This window comes from Wolbachia endosymbiont (group B) of Melanargia galathea, from assembly GCF_964030625.1.
GTDB lineage: Bacteria > Pseudomonadota > Alphaproteobacteria > Rickettsiales > Anaplasmataceae > Wolbachia.
On sequence record NZ_OZ034910.1, the window covers coordinates 445251 to 467557 of the forward strand.

Sequence of the window (22307 nt, forward strand, 5' to 3'; positions counted from 1 at the left end):
AAACATGATCGCAACATTTATTGCTGATAACAGAGGAAAAATAAAAGGAAGATTTACTGTACCAAGAAACATTCCTGCTGGAACTAAGTTAGTGCAGTTCTTCGGTGATAAAGGCAGTTATGGAGAAGCAACTTATACTGGTAAAAAAACAATTACCATAGAGGAAAGAAGAAGAGTTATCGCGGCAAGAAGAGTTGATCCTTTAGCGCAAACATTTACTCTAAATGAAAGTAGGCACATAGGAGGCGTGGAACTATGGTTTGTAAATAAAGGCAAAAAACGTGTTGTTGTGCAGATTAGAGAAACAGCAGTGGGAATGCCCTCGCAGACTGTCATTGCTGAAAGTTATATTGAGCCAAGAGATATAAAGGTGGATGGCACAGCAACACGTATTACTTGGTCACCAGTGTTTTGCCATGCAGGACGAGAGTATGCAATAGTACTGCTTACTGATGATCAGGGTACTGCAGTAAAAATAGCAAAACTTGGCAAATATGATGCAGTAAATAGCCGTTGGGTAACGAGTCAGCCATATCAAGTAGGAGTATTACTCTCATCTAGCAACGCAAGTACTTGGACTCCACATCAGAACTTAGATTTAACGTTTCGGCTTTTGGCTGCAAAATTTAGCGAAGTTTCTCACATTATTGATCTTGGCAAGGTTACTGCAAATAACGTATCAGATTTAATTGTTTTGACGAACGTCGAAAAAGTAGCATTTGATACCAATGTAGAATTTATTTTAACAGATGAAGAAGGAAAAGAAAATTTTTTGTCTGATAATTTGCCGCTCGCACTGCGTGAAAGAATAAATGGGGAATTAACGGTAAAAGCAAGCCTAAAAGGAGGGCGAGAAAAAAGTCCAGTTCTTTATCCTGGGTTACAGTTAGTTCTGGGTAATCTTTCAGAGTTCGGAGATTATGTTACAAGAAGCATTACAGCAGGAGCTAACACTAAGATTACCATAACATATGATGCGCTGATACCTGGCACTGCAGATGTTAAAGCATATGTGCAAAAAAATGTGGATTGGCAATTAGTAAATTTAACATCAGGAAAACCAATTGGAGAAAATTGGGTAGAGAGAACTCATGTGCTGACAAACTTTAATGGCAATGAGACAAGGATAAAATTAGTTTTAAGTGGAACGGTTGTCTATCGGCCAAAGGTAAAAAACTTGCGGATTGTTATAACGTAAAAAAATGCCAAATAATGAAACGAGGCGCGGATATCCTTTACCACATCCAGAGAATATTGCTGTGCAAGATGTGGTACGTATTCGCAAAGCGGTAGAAAAAATAGATGAAGATATGAGTGAGAGGGAAAGTAAACACAACGATCTTCAAAAAGCATTTGAACGACTGAATTTTGAGAATTTTTTGAATTTTTGGAGTAATAACAGATGACTATCGCCAAAGAAGTAGTTTATGCATTGCATCAGAGACTGAAAGATCTATCTGTAAATGCTACCCCTGATCAACTCGCATATCTCGCAAAATCTCTAGAGTCTATTGCTGGGCAAAGTACAGTACTTGATATTGTACAGATGACTGACATAAAATTAAAAGAACTTCTTGACAGTAGCACAAGTCATTTAAATAAATTAGATAGTAGTAAAAACAATGCATTAGCAGCAATCTCTGAATTAGAAGGAAAGTCATTAAAGAAAATAGATGAAAAAGGAATTACAAATTTATCACTACTTGATAGCAGAAAAGATTCACATGTTGCCACCATCAATAATGCCGGAGATCTAAATAGCATAAGAAACACATTAAATAGCCTTAAAGCCATAAGCGATATACCAACTGGTTCATCAGTTATGAAAGAAATAAAAACTAGAGAAGACCAATTAAAAATCCTTACAACTAAATTTAACTCGATTAATGATGTGCCAAATGGGTCATCAATTATAAAAGAGATAAGAAAGCGCAATATGGTTGAACCTGAATCATTACCTTTTCTGTTTGGCATTCTTAATCGATATAATGACTATGGTTGGTCTGATGATAATGGCTATTTCAAAACAGAATTAGGGCAGTGGTATAAAGATACAGCAAAAACCGACTATATGCTGCAGCTCCTTGCAGGTAGTAATACTTATGATTGTACGTATTCTAGTTTTTATCATCCACCACAGTTGTACTTCTTACAAGGAAGTAACGGTAAATTTCTGTACAGAAAAGCATTTTTACGTCGTAGTCACAGCTCAGATCAATACAGTTACCCATATGCACTACTTGGAGTAATATTTGTAAAAAACACTACAAACAGCGATAAAACACGAACGCTTCATTTTAGTGGTTCATCACGTTGGAGTTCAGGATATGAAGGAGCAGGGTTATTCGTAGGAACACCTAGTCACGTTAATACTAATAAATCGGCAATCTCAGGAATAACTTGGACAAATATTTACAACTACTCAACTAATTCTGCAGTATTTAGTAGTTCAAATAATATTACTGTGCCAGCAAATAAGACAGTAGCAATTTTATTTTACGCATCGCCATATTTTTACACATCTGATTATCACCATTACAGTTGGTTTATGAGGTGGAGTATTTATAACTTTCGGAGCAATTTTTTAACTACAGGGCTTGAGATAGATGTAGAGAGAACGCTAAGGGCTTGGCAATGTCCAGGATTATCTAACACGCATGAGATTTGGAGGTAACAAACAATGTCTATCTACATTAGATTTGAAAATGATAAACAAGTAGAAACAACAATACTTGAAAGCAAGCCAAAAGGTAAAAATTGGTATGAAGCGCCAAAAGATTTTGATTGGCAAAAAAGCTATTGTTTAACAGAAGGAGGAGAAATTGCTCAGCGGAATCAAGAAGATATTGAATTGGAGTTATTGCAAAATGCGAAATTTTCTGCACTTTCTAATCTTCGTGCTTATTATGATAACTATACTAACCAATACACAGGACATTCTCACCAGAAGTCTAAGTCGTATGCGATACAAGCGAAAGCCGCAAAAAGCATTCTAGCAGCACCAGAATCTATAGATGAAAAGGATAAAGAAATTATAGAACCTTTAGCAAAAGTCCGTGGTATTACAGTTATCGAAATGGCAAGGATAATCGAGGAAAAAGTGAAAAAAGCAGTAAAAGCGATAGTGAAATGCGAGGAGTTGGAAGACATGGCGAAGAGGAAAATTGAAGAAGCTAAAAGTGAAGTAGAGCTACAGGCTTTGCTCAATGATTTTAAACAAAGAATGCAAAAAAAATGACAGAGCAATTTTTACATGGTGTAAATGTTATTGAGGTAACCTCAGGGGCCAAGGTAGTACGCACAGCTAAATCATCAGTGATAGGTGTAATTGGTACTGCACCTGAAGCAGATGGGCAAAAATTTCCACTGAATAAGCCAGTACTGATAGCAGGAAGCTTAAAAGAAGCGGTAAAACTTGGCAAAAAGGGGACTCTTTTTTCAGCAGTAAATGGAGTATTTTCCCAAATTGGTGCAACAGTAGTAGTTATTCGAGTTGAAGAAAGTGATCCAAAATTAAAAGAAGAAGAGACGCTGAAGAATATAATTGGCGGTGTTGATGAGGAAACCGGAGAATATCAGGGAATTGAGGCATTTCTCAGCAGTGAAAGCATAGTTCATGTTGCGCCAAGAATATTAATTGCACCTCAGTTTACTCACCAACTACCAGAAGATGGCAAAAATCCAGTGGTTGCAGCATTAATTCCTATAGCAGAAAAGCTGAGAAGCATAATAGTAGCAGATGGACCAAATACTAATGATGAAGAAGCAATAAAATGGAGAAAAAGTGTAGGCAGCTCAAGAGTTTACGTGGTTGACCCATGGATTAAGTTATTTATTGAAGGAAAAGAAGAAATCTTGCCATCGAGTCCATTTGTAGCTGGTTTAATAGCTAAGATAGACAGCGAGCAAGGCTTCTGGCACTCACCTTCAAATAAAGAAATAAACGGTATTGTTGGAACAAGCAGGCCTATTGATTTTACTCTCGGTAATACAAATTGCAGAGCAAACCACTTAAATGAAAATGAAGTAACAACGATAATTCATCAAAATGGCTATAGGCTTTGGGGAAATAGAACATGTTCAAATGACTCAAAATGGGCTTTTTTGTCAGTGAGAAGGACTGCAGATTTAATTAATGATAGTTTACTTCGAGCTCATCTCTGGGCAGTTGATCGAAATATCACCAAAACTTATATAGATGATGTAATTGAGGGGGTGAATTCTTATCTTGCAAGTTTAAAAGCACAAGGAGCAATTATTAGCGGAAAATGTTATACAACACCAGAGCTCAATACACCGGCAAATATTGCAAGCGGGAAAGTATATTTTGATTTCGAATTTACACCACCATATCCGGCTGAGCAAATAATATTCAGGTCTCATCTTGTAAATAATAGTATAATAAGTTAGGAGCAAGTAAAGTGTTACCGAAAATACTGAGAAATTTTAACGTATTTGTTGATGGTCGTGGTTATGCAGGGAAAATTGATGAAATAACCTTGCCGAAGCTTACCATAAAAACTGAAGAATACAGAGCTGGTGGTATGGATATTCCAGTAAATATTGATATGGGCATGGAAAAGCTTGAAGCAGATTTCACTTTTGCTGAATACGATACAGAGCTCTTTCGGCTATTTGGGTTGATAAATGGAAATTCAGTAGCTTTGATGCTCCGTGGTGGAATGCAAGGTAGTGGAAGTAATGATATTGAAGCAGTAATAATCAATTTAAGAGGCATTTTTAAAGAATTTGATTTTGGTAACTGGAAACCTGCTGAAAAAGCAACGCTGAAGTGTACTGTAGCTGCTCATTACTATAAACTTACCATAGGTGGCAATGAGCTGATAGAGATCGATGCTGAAAATATGATAAGAAAGATAAATGGCGTTGATCAAATGGCCTTGCTGCAAACGGTTTTAGGAATATGAAAACTTATTTGAAATTTTATTTTTTAAGGAGAAGCATATTAAAATAACTTTAAAAGTGTAAAAATATTTTATTTTTTAGGAGAATTTTATGAAAACTATAACACTAAACAACCCAATTACAGTTGATGGAATTTCTGTCTCAGAACTTACCGTTAGACGTCCAAAAGTTAGGGATTATCTTGCCATAGATCGTCTAAATGGTAGTGATTTAAGTAAAGAAGTCACTCTGACAGCGAACTTAACATCAGTGGCAAAAGAATCAATTGAGGAGTTAGATATTGCTGATTATGTTAAAGTACAAGAGGTGCTCAAGGATTTTTTTTCACCAGTTATTCAAAGAACTTGAGGTCAGAAGTATTAATGTTCAGCTCTGTTGTAGGAGGCGGAGTTGAACAAATACTTGATATGGAGATTAGTGAATTTATTTTATGGAGCAAATTAGCTAGGGAGTTCAAATGTCAGTATTATCGATAAAAATAGGTGCAGTACTTGATGGCAGTTTTAATACTGTAATAAAGGGCAGTAGTAGTCAACTTACTCATCTTGGTGAGAACATAAGAAAGCTTGACTCATCTTTAAAATCAGTATCAAAATTTAAGCAGTTGGGTAGTGATGTTTTGACTAGCAGGAGGTCGTGGAAGGGCTTTGAAGATCAAGTAAAATCTTTAGCTAAACAAATGAAAGCAATAGAGAAACCGAACAAAACTTTAAAAGCTGAATTTGATAAAGCTAAGTTTTCTGCAACAAAAGCAAAAGAAGCATATTTGAAAAAGAGAGATGCTTTGCATTCATTTAATGAAGAAGTAAGGAAAAGTGGAAGAAATATTAAGTCATTAGTAAGTGATCAATATAAACTTGGTTCTTCTATTGAAGTGCTAAAAGGTAAGTATGGTAAGCTTGGGTCTGCAATACGTAGTCACCAAAGTTTTTTAGCAAGCAAAGCACATTTTAAGTCACAAATTATAGAGACTATTGGGCTAGGGCTAACGCTTGCAGCTCCAGTTAAAGTTGCGATTGACTTTGAAAGTGCTATGGCTGATGTTACAAAAGTGGTAGATTTTAAAAAAGGAACGGATGAAGCAACTAAATTTGCAAAGAAGTTAAAAGAGATGTCACGCACTATACCATTATCAGCCGCAGAACTGGCACAAATAGCTGCAAGTGGTGGTCAACTTGGTATCAAGAAAGAAGATCTTTTTATGTTTACAGAAACAGTGGCAAAAATGTCTACAGCATTTGATATGTCTGCAGAGCAAGCAGGTGATTCTATAGCTAAACTCTCTAACGTTTATGGCATTGATGTTAGTAAAATGGAACATGTTGGTAATGTGATCAACCACTTATCAGATAACACTGCTGCTAAAGCAAGAGATATGGTTGAAACTCTAGCAATAGTTGGTGGTACTGCAAAGCAGTTTGGTTTGGATATCGAGAAAACAAGTAGTTTAGCAAATGCTTTCATTAGCTTAGGTAAAACACCTGAAAAAGCTGCAACTGCTATAAATGCTCTACTTAGTAAACTTCAGACTGCTGAAGAACAAGGAGGGGATTTTAAAGCAGCATTAGAGCAAATGGGAATAACTGCAGAAGAAATAGTACAAAGAATAAGCGAAAACGGCGAAGAAGCATTACTCTATTTTTTTCAAACTCTAAAGAAAATGGATAATCAGGAACGTTCTACAATCCTGATGAAACTTTTCGGTCAGGAATATCAAGATGATATTGCATTATTAGCTGGAAGTTTTAATAAGTATGAGGATGCAATAAAGTTATTGGCTAATACAGAAAAGTACAAGAGCTCTCTACAAGAAGAATTCAAAAATCGTGCAGACACTACAGCTAATAAATTACGACTTCTTCGAAATGCAATAGCTGAAGTTGGTATGAACCTGGGCTCAGTGATGTTGCCTACTTTAAAATCTATAGCTGAATTTTTACAAGAAAAAACTAGATATATAGCAGAGTTTGCAGAAAAATATCCAACTTTAACCACGGCGATCATGGGTACTGTAGCATCCTTGATAAGTTTAAAAATTGTAGCAGTAGGACTAGGATACGGATTTACATTGCTAGGAAGTACGATTTTTAGTCTGAAAGCAAACCTACTTGGAGTATTTTCATTTTTATCAGCTACAGTTTTTCCTGCAGTAGTAACAGGACTAAGAGCAATAACACTCGTTAACCCTATAGGACTTTTAGTTGCTGGACTTGTTACTGGTGCAGCTCTTGTTATAGCTAACTGGCAAAAGGTGAAAGACTTTTTCTCTAGCTTGTGGAAATCACTCATTGAACCTATAGGAAAAGCTTTTTCATGGATAGGGGAAAGTGTATTTGGAAAAGTATTGGAAAATAGCCCACTGAAAGAATTTGAAAAAAGAAAAACTGAAATAAAAGCAGTCCATACTCCCATAAAGAGTAATATTCTCAACAGTGGAAATCCTGTGCTAGGTAACAGTATAATTAAAGAATTTTCAAAGAGAAATAAAAATAGCTTCAGAGTCAAAAGCCTTATTGAGGAGACAGAGAGCGATAAGATATTTGCAAGGAGTAAGTTTGAAAATAAAGAACAAAATAAAACTCAGAACATCACTAATAATTACACTATCAGCATTAAAGCAGAACCTAACCAAGATGTTCGTAGTCTTGCAGATGAAGTAATAAAAAGGATAAGAGAAAAGTCACGTGATGTTTTATTTGATACGGTAGAGACATTTTATTGATGCTATCTCTTGGTCCGTATAAGTTTGCTCCCACAAGTTTAAAGTATAGCAAAGAAAATCGTTGGAGCACGATTGAGTGTATTGAAAATATGCCACTATTACAAAATATCGGTCAAGGTGTAGAAAATATAGATTTAGAAGGAATGATTTATCTGCATAATCTCAACGGGCTAAATCAATTAAAGAGTGTGAAAGAAGCTGAAAAACCACATATTTTAGTAGATAGTTTAGGTAATATTTTAGGACAATTCGTAATTACTAGGTTAGAAGAAAAGCAGATGTATTTTTTACCTAATGGACTACCAAGAAAAGTTGAATTTAGTTTGAGTTTAAAAAGCTATAGATGACTGTATACTATGTGAGTAAAGAAAATGAGATGTTAGATCTGATTTGCTGGAAACATTACGGATTTACTGATGGAGTAGTGGAATTAGTACTAGCAGAGAACTTAGGTTTGGCAGAATACGGAAGCTTTTTGCCTGCAGGATTAAAGATAAAGCTTCCTACTATTAAGAAAATAGTACAAAAGTCAAAATTAAAGGTCTGGGAATAAATGCAGCCAGATTTTATAATAGATAAATGTGAATCAATTAAAGATAGAGTTATATCATTGCACCTTACAGATGAATCAGGAATAATAGATGATGTAGTTGAAGTGTGTGTTAATTACAGGGATGAAGACATAGATATTCCGAATGAATTGAACATAGCACTAGGTTATAAGGAATTTGGAATCTTTCCAATGGGTATATATACAGTCAACGAAGTGACTATACAGGGTCCACCTAAGACTCTACTAATCAAAGCTCATGCAACAAATTTAAGAATATCTTTGAAGGCAAAAGTATCAAAAGAATGGCGCCAAATTACCATAGAAAACTTAGTAAAAGAAATAGCCCAAAAACATGGATATGGATACAAAGTCGCTAAGGAATTTAAGAGTGTATTGATACCCCATATTAATCAGGCAGATGAAAGTGATATAAGTCTGTTAACAAAGATCGCAACAGAGCGTGAAGCAATGGCAAAATTAGCTGGTGGGTATATATTGTTTATTTCAAAGAATATGGCAAAATCAGCCACAGGAAAAGCTTTAGGAACAACGACTATTAGACCTCAAGATACAATTAACTGGAAAGTACATTTTACCGTACGTGATAAGTATAATTCAGTAGTGGCAAAGTGGCATAGCTATGAAAAGGGCGAAACTATTAAAGAAACAGTTGGTAGTAGCGAGCCAAGTTATATTATGCTGGAACTTTACTCTAATGCAGAGTCAGCGCTGAGTGCAGCAAATGCCAAGTTGAAACAATTGAAGCGTAACAATGAAGCTTTAGATATAACTATGCCTGGTAATCCTCAAATTTTTGCAGAAGCTAAACTTAATCTTATAGACTTTAACCAAGCGGTAGATGGTGAATGGATAGTTAATAGAGCGGAGCATACTTTAAATAGCTCAGGTTACCTTACTATGTTGTCAGCATCTTTGAGTAAGTAATGTTAATAAAAAATGAGTAAATGATCTATTTAATATTAAAAAGATGTTGAATATGGATAAATTGGGTCAAGATACAAAAAACAAGCTGCATTTTTGGTGGCTTATAACAGTAATAGTATGTATTATTGCTACCTATTCCTACATGAAGGCAAAGGCTGCAGATAATTATAAAACGATATTACGCATTGCTTCTCAAAATTGTAACTTAGAGACTGTAAAATTCTTAGTAGAAAATCTATTAGATATTAATGTGCAGATCCCTAAATTAACAGCACTACATTATGCTGCAGAAGAGGGATGTGCAGAGGTTGTAAAATTCCTAGTAGAAAAAGGAGTTGATATAAATGCTACGAAATATGAAAGATGGACACCTTTACATGCAGCTACATATGAAGGCAAATTGGAGATAATTAGATTTTTATTAGACAAAGGTTCAGACCCTACCATTAGAGATACAGATGGAAAAACACCAAGGAAAATTGCTGTATTAAGATCACGGCATAATAAGGACAAACCTTATGATGAAATCATTAAGCTACTTGCAGAAGCAGAGGATCGATACAAATCAATAGAAAGAAATCACTAAAGCTGTAAGTTTTCTATAATCTGTATATAAACTTCTAAAACTATCCATAACAAGTTAATATCTTCACATGAAAAAGCAAAAAATCCCAATCACAGTAATAGTAACGATAGTAATACAGACCATAGCAACAATTTGGTGGCTCGCTAAGCTTGATTTAAAAGTACAAATTCATGATCAATTTATAGAACGAAATCACGAACTAATGGAAACAGTTTATCGCCTTGAGGAGCGGGTAAAAAACCTCATTGAAGAAGTTAATGAGCTTGAGCAAAAACACAAATAAATTTCACAGTGGTAAAATACATTTTATCCGTTGATGGAGGTGGCATTAGAGGGATAATACCTGCCATTATTCTAGCAGAAATTGAATCTAGGACAAAAAAGCCAATTTCCCAGATTTTTGATTTAATGGCAGGAACCTCAACCGGTGGGATTATTGTTGCTGGACTTTGTAAAAGCAATAAACTTCAATACTCTGCCAATGATTTGGTTGAACTTTATCAAGAGTATGGAGCATATATCTTTCAATCATCATTTTGGAGAAAATCAATTGCTTCTTGGCTGAGTGGTTCTCAGTACTCATATAGAAATATGGAATTTATTCTCAACAAATACTTTGGTGAAAGTACTATGGCCGATGTTGCGAGTAATCTACTACTCACCAGTTATGACATTCACAATAGTTGTGAATTTTTCTTCAAAAGTTGGAAAGAAAAAAACATTAAGTTGAAAGATGCACTCAGAGCTACAACAGCTGCTCCAACGTACTTCACACCAAAACGTCTGAAAATTAGCCAAACAGAGAGAGTATTGATAGATGGTGGAGTGTTTGCAAATAATCCAGCGGCTTGTGCATATGCAAGTGGTAAGAGGTTATTTCCAAATGATGAGATTATACTGCTATCAATAGGCACTGGTGGAACAGATAGAAGTATAAAGTATGCTAACTCAAGGAAATTTGGCAAAATAGGGTGGATCAAGCCACTACTGAATGTGATGTTTGCCTCTGGATTGGATTGCGTTGATTATCAACTAGAACAAGTAATAGACGATAAATATATAAGAATACAATCGCAATTGAAAGTAGCATCGACTGAGATGGACAATATTACACTCAAAAATATCAAATCTCTTCAGCAAGAGGCAAATGCAATGATAGAGGACAACCAGAAATTAATAGATAAACTTTGCGATTTCATATCTTAATTTATACCAAGCAAAATTCAACTGAGCCAAAAAAGTTGGTTAGCAAATTCTGCTGGTTAAATCATTAACTAACTTTACTTATATCTTAAACACATTCAATTTTCACACTCACCCAACTCATCAGCAGTTAGGCCACTTGCTCGCACAATAATATCAATAGCAACACCTTCCTTAACTAGATCTTTTGCAATCTTGATTTTCTCTGCTTTTTTAACCTTTTCTTTACCAGTTTGCATTCCTTCAGATAAAGATCTAGCTACCGTATCCAGTAATTCTTGATCCTCAATTTTTTCGCATTTACCTATAAACCCAAAAACTGGCTCATTTTCATATTCTGTTAGTCCAAGAGCTTTAATGTTAACTGATAATGTCTTTGCTATCTTATATAATATTTCAATTGGAATGTCTGTATATCCTCGTTCATAGTCGTGTATTTCTTTAGGTGTTGAACCGATTTTATTTGCCAAGTCCTCCTGAGTGTATTCCCGTATTAATCTCTGCTCTTTTATCCTTTTCCCCACTTTGTAGAGTATAGAATCAGTACAAATTTCTTTCTCTATATCATCATATTCGTAAGTAGATAAGCGAGTCACTTGGGAAATAATATCAACTGAAACTCCTTCTTTCACTAGATTCTTTGCTACTTCTATTTTCGCTTCTTCTTGGCTAATTTTCTCGCTAATATATACAAACCTTACTAATGGATACAGCTTCTTGCGTAATTCCTGATCCTTAATTTCTCTATGTATTTTTGTTAGATAGACTATTTCTTTATCCTCATCTTCATACCAACTGTTTTCTCTTAGTACTGTTGGTCCTGGAAGTAGATCTATAACATTAACTGACAATGCTCCTGCTATTATATACGATTCTTTGATTGTAATAGCCTTGCACCCTAGTTCAAAGTTATGTATTTCCTTATGTGTTAAACCAATTTTGCTTGCTAATTTTGCCTGAGTATACCCTTGTACTATCCTACAACCTTCTATTTTTTTCCCCAGCTCGTAGCTTACTGAGCCAATATGCTCTGAATTATCATAGATAAATCCTCTAAAAGCTGTTTTTCCTACAGAAGCAAACATATATTCTATCACAAAAAAATCCACTATTGGCTAAGTTTTTATGAAATCACAAAAATTTCTCAATCATATAATTTGATAAGCCTGTCGTTTGCAAGATAATATCAACAGAAATTCCTTCTTTCACTAAATTCCTTGCAACTTCAATCTTCTTTTCCTCTCTGACCTTTTCTCTATAAACATGTATACCTTCAAATAAAGACTTGATTAGCATATCGCGTAATTCCCGACTCTCAATCTTTTTGTATTCTTCTATCAACTTTGATAGCTTTTCTTCCGCTTCACTATCCTCATCTGATTCGGGAAGTAGATCTATGATACTGATTGATAATACCTTTGCTATTTCATCTAACATTTCAAGTGAGACAGCAGCTCTCCCTTGTTCATATTCGTATATTCCTTGATTTGTTATGCCAACTTTATTCGCTAAATCTTTTTGTGTATATCCTCGTATCAATCTCCACTCTTTTATCCTTTGCCCTACTTTGTATGGAACCGGAATTTTGTTCTCCTCATACTCACCAATAGATAAGTTAGTTGTTCGAGAGATAACATGAGCAGAAACTCCTACTTTCATCAAACCCCTTGCTACTTCTATTTTTACCGCTTTTCTGCTTCTTTCCTCACTCAAACGAATAAATTTGGTTAATAAATAAAATACCTCGCTTAATTCTTTATCTTTATAACCCTTTACTAAATTTAATATTTCTTCATCTTCAAAATATCTTTTTTCATTTGGTAGCGTCTCTCCACAAACTAGACCTTTAACATTTACTGATAATGCTTCTGCTATAGCATATAATTTCTTAATTGGAATTTTACGACTCCCTTTTTCATATTGCAGTATTGCCCAGTACTTTACACCAACCTTCTCCGCTAAATCCTTCTGAGTATACCCTCTCTCTAACCTCCAATTTTTTACTTTTTGCCCTACCTCACAGTCTAGACTTTTTTCCATACAAAGAACCATACATATAATATTTTCTACTATAGCTCAAAGGCTCCAGATATAATGGTAGACTCTGGAACCTTAAAATAAATGAATTAAAGCCCCCTAAAAGTTTCTTTACTATTTTCACGTACTTTATCTACCCATGAAGACAATTTTTCACTTGGGCTATCAACCTCCTTCATAAGCTGCTTGCTATTCCATATGCCACATCTCATAAAACTTCCCTTTTCTACTGCTTCTTTAAGTTTTACTCCAGCAAAAAGACAATTTTTTCCTATTTCTTCGCCTCTTTCTTGTAATTTAGACCACATTTCCTTATTTTCTACTCTGACTTGTACTTGATCATATTTTTTTACATCGTGGTACAATATAATATCTAGCTTACCAATGCTTGTAGGAAATTCTAATATAATAGAGCTTCCATCTGACATATCGATATAGTTTCTTATACCTCCCTTCTCACTTTTAACCTCAACTGCATCATTGCCAATTTTTAAAATATTACTTCCTAGCTCTCTTTTTGCTTCCAGTATTTTGGCTACCTCTACCTTGCTATCCCCAGAAAATTCTATATACGATGTTGTATTATCTATTTCAACATCTATTAATTCTCCTTCTTGCACAGCACTTTCGCCAGCTTTCTCTAGTTCTTCTAGTCTCTCATCTATATGTGGCTGAACTTCTGGTTGTAGCTCATTATAGATTTCACCTATCAATTTATTCTCCAATAAAGTATCATGAAACTCTGCACCGTTTAGCATTAATTTACGTATTAGCTTTTTACGATCAGCCTTATCAAATTTATGAAAATGTGTGCCCAGTATCACATATTCCGCGAGGCTCCACTCTCCATCATTACATGCATTTAGCCTTGCTCCAGCAGCTAGTGCTTCGTCTACAACCTTGTGCAGTTCATTTGGACTTTTTGCTCTTACCACAGCACTCTTAAACCAGCTCAACTTTTCTGCACTTGGCTTTATTTTTTTCAAAGCTGAAGCAAATGGATTTTTATCTTCTTGATCACTTACAGGTTTTGTGCCATAAACATAGTCAAATCCTTTCCCATAGTTGATTTTGTTTTCGCGAACTTCTCTACCAGGGAAAGGTGCTATTTCTTCAGGCTTTTTAGCCTTATTAATTTTGCTTACAAAGGTGGATTGCTCCTTAGTACGACCAATTCCTACAATAGCATTTAACACCTCACCTTTTGATAATCTATCAAGATCAATGTTTAACTCGTAAGTACCTCCTTCTTGATCATCAAAAGGTACAATTATTTTATTAACCATATTAGCCTCCGCTATTAAATATACTTTACTAAGTCTATAACCTACTTTATTACTTTATTATTAATTCAATATATACTTTCTCATTAATTATAAGCAATGATTAATGTGATTGCAAATACTTTCTTCATTCAAGTAGTTAAACAACTCATGAAAATCTTCAAACATCTGCTTTATAACAGTCCTTGCTCTTTAAAGCTAAAATACCCAACACTTGTGATGATAATGTGATCCAGCAACCTAATCCCTATAGTCTGACAAGCTTTAGCCAAGTCTTTAGTTACAGCTTCATCCTCATCAGATGGCTTTAACCTTCCTTCTGGGTGGTTATGCGATATTATTATTGACGTCGCTTTTCTTATTAATGCCTTTCTTGTTACTTCTCTTATGTAAAAAGGTACCTTATCCACTGTACCAGTGAACACTTCTTCCCCCTTTAAACGGCACTTTTGATCAAAATATATTATTTTCATCTTTTCCTCCTCTGAATAACCAATACTCACCCTCAAATATTTTACTATGGTTTCCAAGTTATCCATTACAGGTCCTTTCTTTAACTCTTCTCTTGGTACTCTCTTTGCAGCTTCCTTTAGGCATAAAATTACTGCTACTGTAGAGTCAGTTATCCCTTCTATAGTTTTCAAGTCATCTATTTCCTGGCCTAAAACTCCTCCTATTCCAAAATTATCTATTAGCTTTCTAGCAATAATTCGAGCTTCTTCCCTGTCATGCACTGCACTTAGAAACGTTTCTATTACTTCACGATCAAGTAGTGCTTTACCGTTGCTTTCTAATGCTCTGAATTCTATTTCTTCTCTACGATCTTTCTTATTATTCATAAAAATTACCCTTCACTAATAACAAAATGTTTTTATATATTTACTGCTGTTTTTTGTCAGCATTGGCATAAGGCCATAGCTTTTGAGTGAAGTCAAATCAATTTTTCAATCTTTTTTACTTATTTTTTCATGAATAGGTAAAGATATTAATAGATACTGATTTTTTATTTTAAATTTGTTGAATTTCGTCTAAAGAGATGCCCACTGTTTTTAAAATAATATTGATAGAAATTCCTTCCTTAACTAAATTCTTTGCAATTTTCATCTTTTCTACTCTCTTCACTTTCTCTTTGCAAACTTGTATGCTTTCAAACAGAGATTTTATGAGTACATGACGTAATTCTTGGCTTTTAATCTTTTTGTATTCTTCTATTAACCTTGATAGTTCCACTTCACTATTCTCATTTTCTCTTGTTTCTGGAAGCAGATCTGTAATATTAATTAATAGCATCTTTGCTATTTCATCTAACATTTCAAGTGAAACAGCAGCTCGTCCTTGTTCATATTCATATATTCTTTGATTTATTATGCCCACTTTACTTGCTAAATCTTCCTGAGTGTATCCTCTTCTCAACCTCCATTCTTTTACTCTTTGACCTACTTTATACGGAATGGAAATTTTTTTCTCATCATTATCATATTCATCAACAGATAAATTGGTTGTTCGAGAGATAACATGAGCAGAAACTCCTTCCTTAACCAAACCCTTTGCTACTTCTATTTTTACCGCCTTTCCACTTTCTTCCTCACTAATACGGATGAATTTAGTTAATAAATAAAACGTTTCACGTAATTCTTGATCCTTAATCTCTCTATGTCTTCTTACTAGATTTAATACCTCTTCTCCCTCATACCTTCCCTCATTTGATACTTCTTGTACGCAAGCTAGATCTCTAGCAGTTGTTGATAATGCTTCTGCTAATTCATATAACTTCTTAATTGAAATTCTGCGTGTTCCTTTTTCGTATTGAAGTATTACCTGATATGTTGTTCCGATTTTTTTTGCTAAATCTTTTTGAGTATATCCCTTTGCTAATCTATGATTTCTTACTTCCTGTCCTATTACTTTGTAATCTAAAAAATTAGAGCATTTATTCTCTTTTTTCACATTTTATACTCCATAACCAGAAGAGCTGTTACGTATACTTAATTGGGAACCTTTTTGACAAACTGAACTCATCTCCTTTCAAACAATTTTTCTATATCACTTAGTTTCATTTCTATATACGTTGGTCTTTCATGACCAGAATATGGAGTTTTCTCAATTTGTCTTAGTATCTCATTCATCTCTTCCAATTTCATTTTTCTTCCTGCTCCATGGCAAGCGATTGTGGCTGATATTTTATTCACCTTATCCTCTATTGACAACGTATCTTCCATTTCCGTTAACTTATCTACTATATCAACTAGCATCTCTTTTATATCTATTGTTCCCAAGATTGAAGGTATTTCTTTCACCATTATTTTATCTTCTGATTCTATTTCAATACCAAAACCCATTTCAAAAAGCTTATCTTTATAAGTTTTAACCATCTCCATTCCAGCTTGGTTTTTAATTTCAACTATTTCAGGAATGAGAAGTTTTTGTCTTTTTATGCTTGTTAAGCACTCGTATATCAACCTCTCATAGGCTGCATGTTGATCTACTATAATCAGCCTATCTCCAGCCTCAGCAATAATGTAAGTATTGTGGACCTGACAACGTGCATATCCTAGGGGATGATCCTCTACCAAATCAATTTGCTTCCTTTCTAAAACCATCGTTCCCTTTTGGGCTGGGGATTCTCCATACTTAAAAGTTTCTGGTAAGCTTTGCCTTCTTTCATCTGGTGCATTGAATTCTTTCATTAGACGATTTTCTAAAAGACTTGGTCTCTTTTCATAAAACTCTTTTTGATCTTTTTTCTCTTGACTATCAACCTGCTCTTGGCTTTTACTATCATTAAAAATTAGCTCCTCTTCAATACCTTGATCACCCGCTGCAAATCTCGTTGATAGTGTTTTTATTATCCCTCTTCTCACTATTTCATATATTAGCCTTTTATTCTGAAATCTTACTTCCGATTTATTTGGATGCACATTTACATCTACTTGGTCATATGGTACTTCTAAATGCAACACTGCAAAAGGATACCTATTGTTTGGAATAAAATCGTGATACGCATATCTAATTGCACCAACAAGTAGATTGTCTTTTATTGGCCTTCCATTAACAAACGTATAAATCTGAGTTGAGTTGCCACGATTGACATTAGGTTTACAGATGTGTCCCTTAAGTTTGATGCCTTCTTCTTCCTCTTTAACTTCCAGTGAATTGCTTTGAAATTCTTCTTCTATTTCACATAATCTGTTGAACAGCGAAGTTTGCTTAACATATTTTAAGAGCTTTTTATTACCAGAAGTGAGAGTAAACCCAATACTATAATTAATCATCGCTAAGTTATTCACAATATCAACAATACTTTGTGTTTCTGCCCTTTCGGTTTTTAGAAACTTTAGTCTATTTGGTGTAGCAAAAAATAAGTCACGAACTTCAATATATGTACCTTGCAACAAAGAACAAGGGGTAATCTCTCTTATTTTTTCTCCTCCCTCATACCTTATAGACCATGCTTCCTTTGCTCCACTTGCCTTAGACGATAATTTCATTCTGCTTACTGCTGCAATTGAAGGTAAAGCTTCTCCCCTAAACCCAAGGTGCTTGATTTCTATTAACTCACTATCGCTTAATTTTGAAGTGGCATGCCTCATAAATGCTAGTTCTAAGTCGTCCTTTTCTATTCCATTTCCATCATCTGTCACAGTTATAAGGTTACGTCCACCACTTTCTATTTTGATCTCTATCTCTGAACTTCCAGCATCTATTGCATTTTCTACTAATTCCTTTACTACACTCGCTGGCCTTTCTATTACCTCTCCCGCTGCTATACGATTTATAGTTTTTGTGTCTAAAAGAATTATTGCCATATTTTCAACTCTCAGTCTGATCAGTTTAATATCAATTAAAATCAGATTGTCTATTAAATTCTATTCTAAGCCCTTTCATGAAGATCATTAGAATTATGTATAATTATTAATGCTTTTTAAGTGGATTTCCTATTGTTCTTTCTAAGTTCCTTGGTGCACGTAACGATTATTCTTTAAAAAGAATATTGGCTACTGAGAAGAATGAAGACATCTTCATCAGAAAAAAAAGGGGCAAAAACAGAGAAAATTGACGTAGCTACTTAAGGCAGGTGTCTCTATTGCAGCTGAGACAACTGATCTACTCATGATCAAATGAAGAAGTTATAAGCATACAGATTGGATTACAGTATCTTTTTTAAGAAGAAGATTTATCTTGCTTAAAAACTTGTAGATACTATATTTTACATAAATTCTTCATGCGAGGCCTTTATGTTTACTAATAGAATATCTAATAATCTGGATCAGCTGCAATTTTTTGTAGAGTTTTTAAATGAAAATTATGAAATTCAGAAACATCTTAGTCTTACACCACTACATTTAGCAGCAGGAAATGGTCAGTTGGATTTAGTCAACACTTTATTAGGAGAAGGTTTAGATATTAATTCAGAGATTAAGTACGATGGCTTTACGCCACTGTATTTTTCAATTGCAAAAAATCGCTTAGAGATGGTTAACTTTCTTATTGCTCATGGAGCAGATGTAAACCATAAGACCATTCTAGGCTTTACACCTTTAAGTTTTGCATCCCAGCAAGGATATTTAGATATAGTCAACACCTTGATTGCAAATGGAGCAGATCTTAGTACTAAAACAGATAAACTTAATACACCTTTACACCTAGCAGCAGAGAATGGTCATCTAGATATAGTAAATGTTTTTATTGAAAAGGGATTAGATGTTAATGCTGTAAATAATGATCGAGCAAGACCTTTGCATTCTGCAGTACAAAATGGTAACCTCGAAGTAGTTAAAGCTCTTATTTCACAAGGGTCTAATATTAACGCTGGATCTTCAGGCATAGGTAATCATAAAGTTGATGCAAACATTACACCCTTACATCTGGGAACACAAACTGGTAGGTTAGATATAGTTAAAGTTCTGCTTGAAGCGGGAGCAAACGTTAATGCAAAAACAGATGATAAGATTACACCTCTACATTTAGCGTCTCAAAATGGCTTTTTAGAGTTAGTAGACATTTTACTAAAAGCAAAATCTAATGTTAATGCTAAGGATTATGAGAATCTTACACCTCTACATTTAGCAGCAGAACGTAATCACTTTGGAGTAGTTAAGTCTCTTCTTCTCGTAAGGGGAATTGATGTTAATGCTAAGGACCACGATAATTCCACAGCTTTACATATAGGATCTCAGAATGGTCACTTAGAAGTAGTGAAGCTACTAATAGAGAAAAAAGCCAATGTTAATGCTAAAAAAAACGAAGGTTTTACACCTTTGCATCTAGCAATTCAGCAAAGTCATTTCGAGGTGAGTGATTTTTTAATTAAAAATGGAGCAAACATTAACACCGTGGATGATCAGAATTGGACTCCTTTACATAATGCAGCATATAATGGTTTTTCTTTAAAAATAGTAGAGAGCTTAATTGCAAAAGGAGCAAATATAAATGCAAAGATGGATGATGGTAGAAGAGCTCTACATTTGGCAGCAGAACATAATCACTTGGAAATAATGAATTTCTTGATTGAAAATGGAGCAGATATTAATGCTCTAGATAACAGAAGTTGGACTCCTCTACATTGTGCAGCATATGATGGTAATTTAGAAGTTGCTAAATCTTTGCTTGATAAAGGAGCAGACATTAATGCTAAAACAGTTAAAAGTACTACACCTCTACACTTTGCAGTAGACCATGATCATTTAGAGGTGGTTGAATTGCTCTTAGAAAAGGAAGCAGATATTAATGCTTTAGATCACACAAATTGGACTCCTTTACATTTTGCAGCAGAAAAAGGTTATGATCAGATAGCAACCGTTCTATTGAAACATGGTGCTGATGTAAATGTAAAAGAAAATCAAAATAAAGGCACAGCCCTACATCTTGCAGCTCAATATGGTCATCCTAAGGTAGTTAAAACTCTTATTATAAATGGAGCGGATGTTAATGCAAAAATGGATAAAAATGCTACGCCTTTACACTTAGGGGCACAAATTGGTAATTTAGATATAGTTAGGTCTCTACTTATGAGCGGAGCATACTTTAATGCTAGAGCTGAAGGAGGTAGATATGTTTTACCATTACACTTTGCGGAAAGAAGAGGAAACCCAGAAGTAATAAAATTACTAAAATTGGTTGAGAAGTTATTTAAGGCTATAGAAGATAATAATTATTTAGGAATTGAGAGTTCCATTAGAGATGGAGCAATCATTGATTCGAAGAACGTGGATGGAAGAACGCCATTACATTATGCTGTTAATAATGGGCACATAAAAGTTGTAAATATCTTGCTAGCAAATGGAGCTGATGCTACTAAAGTTACTAACAAGGGTAATACACCATTACACACTGCTGCTTCCAAAGGTCATAAAGAAATTATTGAAGCTTTGTTACAACGTGTAAGCCACAATAAATTGAGTGATTTTATTAATGCTAAAACTACTTCTAGTGGTACTACATCACTTCATGTTGCAGCTAAAGGTGGCTCCTTGGAAGTTGTAAAATCTTTATTAAAACATGGTGCAATTTATAACATCAAGAATAAAGAAGGTAAAGCACCACTTGATCTTTCTCGAGACCAGAATATTACTAACCTATTGAAATTAGTAGAAGAGCTATTTGAAAATGCAAAAAATGGTAATGTTGAAATTATCAGTAAGCTGAGAGCAATAAAACCCGATGAGCGCGTAGCTGTAACAAATGCTCGTGATGATCAAGGCAAGTCATTAGTCCAGGTTGCAGTAATCAATAAACACTCAAACCTTGCAAGTAGATTATTAGAAATATTAAAAAGTCCAGATCAGAGTTTACAAGATGTCAGCGTAGAAAATAGAGTAAAGAGTTTAAAGTTATAGCTCTCTTAAATGAAACTCTAATGAGGGTGCCAAGATCTAGAAAATATACAAAAATTTTGTTACAAAATAGTGAAATTTAGGAGGATTTTAAAAATATGCTAAATAATAATATTAACAAAGAATTAGAAAAAGCAGTCTATGAACGAAACTTAGAAAAAGTTAAAGCTCTTTTGTCTGCAGGTGCTAATGCTAACCTTAGAGTAGAAAGGAATAGAGATACGTTACTTCATACTACTAGTAGTGTAGAAATTACTAAAGAGCTTTTGTTAGGTGGTGCCGAAGTCAATTCAAGAAACATGTATAGTGAAACTCCACTACATTCTGCTATAACACTGGGGAAGGAATTAGAATTAGTTAGAGAACTTCTGAAACATGGTGCTGATGTAAATGCAACAAACCGTAAAGGCAATACTGCACTGAACCATGCTGTAAAAAAAAGTGGTAAAAATCTGGAAGTAGTTAAAGAACTATTAGAATATGGAGCTGATATTAATATAAGAAATCGTGAACGACGGCTTTATGATAATTGTTCCACATCTTTAGATAACGCTGTAAGTGATCTAGCATGCGCTAAATTGTTGATTAAATTTACTTTAGTAAGGAACTTCAATAAGGATTACGGAAAAATTATTGACTTATCTCCTTATAAAGGATGCAGTAATTACAGTAAATTATCAAGTTATCTAGATGACTGTGTTTGTGAAATTCTTCAAATGAAAACAGATGAAATAAAAGATAGCCTTCCACTATATGAATTTGTTACAAATAACTTCAACATACATGTACTATATAATAATCAATTATCTGTAAGACTAGCAAAAATTGATTATTCCATACGCTATCCTATATATAATGATATCATATTAGATAAGGTAAAACCTTTTTTAGAAAGAGCAGATTTGTTAAATAAGTTAAGTAAGATACAATTTTATACTAAATTAGATGTGGCAGATCAAGATGCCAAAGAAAAGAAAATTATTCTGGATCATGATTCTACATATAATATAACTGAATATCTATCTAATGATAACTTGTTAAACTTTATAGTAGCGTTTGATGATTCCAATAAACGTACTTTTCAATCTTTAAGTTCCTTAAATAATCTCGTAGAGCCTGGTACAAGACTTTATGAAACTTCTATAAGTAATGATACCAAACGTGCAAGATTAGAATAAATACATTTTTTGTCAGTACTAGAGTTTTTTATGAACAACAA

The 22307-nt window shown here is 34.2% G+C and carries 22 protein-coding genes; 16 read left to right on the forward strand and 6 right to left on the reverse strand.

Annotation, left to right across the window (positions count from 1 at the left end; all coding sequences use genetic code 11):
* Positions 1-4: 4 nt before the first annotated feature.
* The 14 genes from AAHF52_RS02045 (at position 5) to AAHF52_RS02110 (ending at position 10938) form a co-directional block, all read left to right on the forward strand.
* The gene (locus AAHF52_RS02045) at positions 5-1198 is read left to right on the forward strand and encodes a hypothetical protein (protein WP_342068476.1); all 1194 of its coding nucleotides are present in this window, start codon (positions 5-7) and stop codon (positions 1196-1198) included.
* Positions 1199-1202: 4 nt separating this feature from the next.
* Positions 1203-1406 carry a hypothetical protein gene (locus tag AAHF52_RS02050; protein WP_108784583.1) on the forward strand — a complete coding sequence of 68 codons (204 nt, stop codon included), beginning with the start codon at positions 1203-1205 and terminating at the stop codon, positions 1404-1406.
* Positions 1403-2674, forward strand: coding sequence for a hypothetical protein (locus AAHF52_RS02055; RefSeq protein ID WP_264376936.1), 1272 nt, complete (start codon positions 1403-1405; stop codon positions 2672-2674). Before AAHF52_RS02050 ends, AAHF52_RS02055 begins: the two co-directional genes overlap by 4 nt.
* A gap of 6 nt (positions 2675-2680) precedes the next feature.
* Positions 2681-3238, forward strand: coding sequence for a hypothetical protein (locus tag AAHF52_RS02060; protein ID WP_264376937.1), 558 nt, complete (start codon positions 2681-2683; stop codon positions 3236-3238).
* Complete coding sequence (locus tag AAHF52_RS02065) at positions 3235-4410, forward strand: phage tail sheath subtilisin-like domain-containing protein (protein ID WP_264376938.1); 1176 nt, start codon at positions 3235-3237, stop codon at positions 4408-4410. Before AAHF52_RS02060 ends, AAHF52_RS02065 begins: the two co-directional genes overlap by 4 nt.
* A gap of 11 nt (positions 4411-4421) precedes the next feature.
* Positions 4422-4928 carry a phage major tail tube protein gene (locus AAHF52_RS02070; protein WP_108783961.1) on the forward strand — a complete coding sequence of 169 codons (507 nt, stop codon included), beginning with the start codon at positions 4422-4424 and terminating at the stop codon, positions 4926-4928.
* 88 nt (positions 4929-5016) lie between these two features.
* Positions 5017-5274 carry a phage tail assembly protein gene (locus tag AAHF52_RS02075; protein WP_264375233.1) on the forward strand — a complete coding sequence of 86 codons (258 nt, stop codon included), beginning with the start codon at positions 5017-5019 and terminating at the stop codon, positions 5272-5274.
* 109 nt (positions 5275-5383) lie between these two features.
* Entirely contained in the window at positions 5384-7648 is a 2265-nt protein-coding gene (locus AAHF52_RS02080) for a phage tail tape measure protein (protein WP_342068477.1), read from the forward strand.
* Entirely contained in the window at positions 7648-7995 is a 348-nt protein-coding gene (locus AAHF52_RS02085; RefSeq protein WP_039950887.1) for a phage tail protein, read from the forward strand. The genes AAHF52_RS02080 and AAHF52_RS02085 overlap by 1 nt, the downstream gene beginning before the upstream one ends.
* On the forward strand, positions 7992-8201 hold the full coding sequence (locus AAHF52_RS02090) for a tail protein X (RefSeq protein ID WP_006015620.1): 210 nt from the start codon (positions 7992-7994) through the stop codon (positions 8199-8201). Before AAHF52_RS02085 ends, AAHF52_RS02090 begins: the two co-directional genes overlap by 4 nt.
* Positions 8202-9146 carry a contractile injection system protein, VgrG/Pvc8 family gene (locus AAHF52_RS02095; protein ID WP_006015622.1) on the forward strand — a complete coding sequence of 315 codons (945 nt, stop codon included), beginning with the start codon at positions 8202-8204 and terminating at the stop codon, positions 9144-9146.
* 52 nt (positions 9147-9198) lie between these two features.
* The gene (locus tag AAHF52_RS02100) at positions 9199-9732 is read left to right on the forward strand and encodes an ankyrin repeat domain-containing protein (RefSeq protein ID WP_006015625.1); all 534 of its coding nucleotides are present in this window, start codon (positions 9199-9201) and stop codon (positions 9730-9732) included.
* A 67-nt stretch (positions 9733-9799) separates the two neighbouring features.
* Positions 9800-10015, forward strand: coding sequence for a hypothetical protein (locus tag AAHF52_RS02105; RefSeq protein ID WP_006015629.1), 216 nt, complete (start codon positions 9800-9802; stop codon positions 10013-10015).
* 8 nt (positions 10016-10023) lie between these two features.
* Positions 10024-10938, forward strand: a complete 915-nt coding sequence (locus AAHF52_RS02110) for a patatin-like phospholipase family protein (RefSeq protein ID WP_143688973.1) — start codon at positions 10024-10026, stop codon at positions 10936-10938.
* A gap of 95 nt (positions 10939-11033) precedes the next feature.
* Here the strand turns inward: AAHF52_RS02110 and AAHF52_RS02115 are convergent, their stop codons facing one another.
* The 6 genes from AAHF52_RS02115 to mutL all read right to left on the reverse strand — a co-directional run bounded on the left by AAHF52_RS02115 (position 11034) and on the right by mutL (position 18061).
* Positions 11034-12020, reverse strand: coding sequence for a helix-turn-helix domain-containing protein (locus AAHF52_RS02115; protein ID WP_006013990.1), 987 nt, complete (start codon positions 12018-12020; stop codon positions 11034-11036).
* 46 nt (positions 12021-12066) lie between these two features.
* Positions 12067-12975, reverse strand: coding sequence for a helix-turn-helix domain-containing protein (locus AAHF52_RS02120; RefSeq protein WP_006013992.1), 909 nt, complete (start codon positions 12973-12975; stop codon positions 12067-12069).
* 86 nt (positions 12976-13061) lie between these two features.
* On the reverse strand, positions 13062-14258 hold the full coding sequence (locus AAHF52_RS02125) for a hypothetical protein (protein WP_213863739.1): 1197 nt from the start codon (positions 14256-14258) through the stop codon (positions 13062-13064).
* A gap of 170 nt (positions 14259-14428) precedes the next feature.
* The gene (locus AAHF52_RS02130; protein ID WP_143688756.1) at positions 14429-15094 is read right to left on the reverse strand and encodes a RadC family protein; all 666 of its coding nucleotides are present in this window, start codon (positions 15092-15094) and stop codon (positions 14429-14431) included.
* Positions 15095-15263: 169 nt separating this feature from the next.
* Positions 15264-16202, reverse strand: coding sequence for a helix-turn-helix domain-containing protein (locus AAHF52_RS02135; protein ID WP_213863740.1), 939 nt, complete (start codon positions 16200-16202; stop codon positions 15264-15266).
* Positions 16203-16270: 68 nt separating this feature from the next.
* Positions 16271-18061 (reverse strand): DNA mismatch repair endonuclease MutL, encoded by a 1791-nt coding sequence (mutL, locus tag AAHF52_RS02140; RefSeq protein WP_264376940.1) that lies wholly within the window; start codon positions 18059-18061, stop codon positions 16271-16273.
* Positions 18062-18490: 429 nt separating this feature from the next.
* Here mutL and AAHF52_RS02145 point away from each other — a divergent pair, with 429 nt between their 5' ends.
* Positions 18491-21091, forward strand: coding sequence for an ankyrin repeat domain-containing protein (locus tag AAHF52_RS02145; RefSeq protein WP_253309691.1), 2601 nt, complete (start codon positions 18491-18493; stop codon positions 21089-21091).
* A gap of 95 nt (positions 21092-21186) precedes the next feature.
* The gene (locus tag AAHF52_RS02150; RefSeq protein ID WP_174516910.1) at positions 21187-22266 is read left to right on the forward strand and encodes an ankyrin repeat domain-containing protein; all 1080 of its coding nucleotides are present in this window, start codon (positions 21187-21189) and stop codon (positions 22264-22266) included.
* The last annotated feature ends 41 nt before the right edge of the window (positions 22267-22307 follow it).

What these genes read in the sequence shown, in the direction of transcription:
- AAHF52_RS02045 (WP_342068476.1), top strand. Translation starts at nt 5, where the DNA reads ATGATCGCAACATTTATTGCTGATAACAGAGGAAAAATAAAAGGAAGA.
- AAHF52_RS02050 (WP_108784583.1), top strand. Translation starts at nt 1,203, where the DNA reads ATGCCAAATAATGAAACGAGGCGCGGATATCCTTTACCACATCCAGAG.
- AAHF52_RS02055 (WP_264376936.1), top strand. Translation starts at nt 1,403, where the DNA reads ATGACTATCGCCAAAGAAGTAGTTTATGCATTGCATCAGAGACTGAAA.
- AAHF52_RS02060 (WP_264376937.1), top strand. Translation starts at nt 2,681, where the DNA reads ATGTCTATCTACATTAGATTTGAAAATGATAAACAAGTAGAAACAACA.
- AAHF52_RS02065 (WP_264376938.1), top strand. Translation starts at nt 3,235, where the DNA reads ATGACAGAGCAATTTTTACATGGTGTAAATGTTATTGAGGTAACCTCA.
- AAHF52_RS02075 (WP_264375233.1), top strand. Translation starts at nt 5,017, where the DNA reads ATGAAAACTATAACACTAAACAACCCAATTACAGTTGATGGAATTTCT.
- AAHF52_RS02080 (WP_342068477.1), top strand. Translation starts at nt 5,384, where the DNA reads ATGTCAGTATTATCGATAAAAATAGGTGCAGTACTTGATGGCAGTTTT.
- AAHF52_RS02085 (WP_039950887.1), top strand. Translation starts at nt 7,648, where the DNA reads ATGCTATCTCTTGGTCCGTATAAGTTTGCTCCCACAAGTTTAAAGTAT.
- AAHF52_RS02090 (WP_006015620.1), top strand. Translation starts at nt 7,992, where the DNA reads ATGACTGTATACTATGTGAGTAAAGAAAATGAGATGTTAGATCTGATT.
- AAHF52_RS02095 (WP_006015622.1), top strand. Translation starts at nt 8,202, where the DNA reads ATGCAGCCAGATTTTATAATAGATAAATGTGAATCAATTAAAGATAGA.
- AAHF52_RS02100 (WP_006015625.1), top strand. Translation starts at nt 9,199, where the DNA reads ATGGATAAATTGGGTCAAGATACAAAAAACAAGCTGCATTTTTGGTGG.
- AAHF52_RS02105 (WP_006015629.1), top strand. Translation starts at nt 9,800, where the DNA reads ATGAAAAAGCAAAAAATCCCAATCACAGTAATAGTAACGATAGTAATA.
- AAHF52_RS02115 (WP_006013990.1), bottom strand. Translation starts at nt 12,020, where the DNA reads ATGTTTGCTTCTGTAGGAAAAACAGCTTTTAGAGGATTTATCTATGAT.
- AAHF52_RS02120 (WP_006013992.1), bottom strand. Translation starts at nt 12,975, where the DNA reads ATGGAAAAAAGTCTAGACTGTGAGGTAGGGCAAAAAGTAAAAAATTGG.
- AAHF52_RS02125 (WP_213863739.1), bottom strand. Translation starts at nt 14,258, where the DNA reads ATGGTTAATAAAATAATTGTACCTTTTGATGATCAAGAAGGAGGTACT.
- AAHF52_RS02130 (WP_143688756.1), bottom strand. Translation starts at nt 15,094, where the DNA reads ATGAATAATAAGAAAGATCGTAGAGAAGAAATAGAATTCAGAGCATTA.
- mutL (WP_264376940.1), bottom strand. Translation starts at nt 18,061, where the DNA reads ATGGCAATAATTCTTTTAGACACAAAAACTATAAATCGTATAGCAGCG.
- AAHF52_RS02145 (WP_253309691.1), top strand. Translation starts at nt 18,491, where the DNA reads ATGTTTACTAATAGAATATCTAATAATCTGGATCAGCTGCAATTTTTT.
- AAHF52_RS02150 (WP_174516910.1), top strand. Translation starts at nt 21,187, where the DNA reads ATGCTAAATAATAATATTAACAAAGAATTAGAAAAAGCAGTCTATGAA.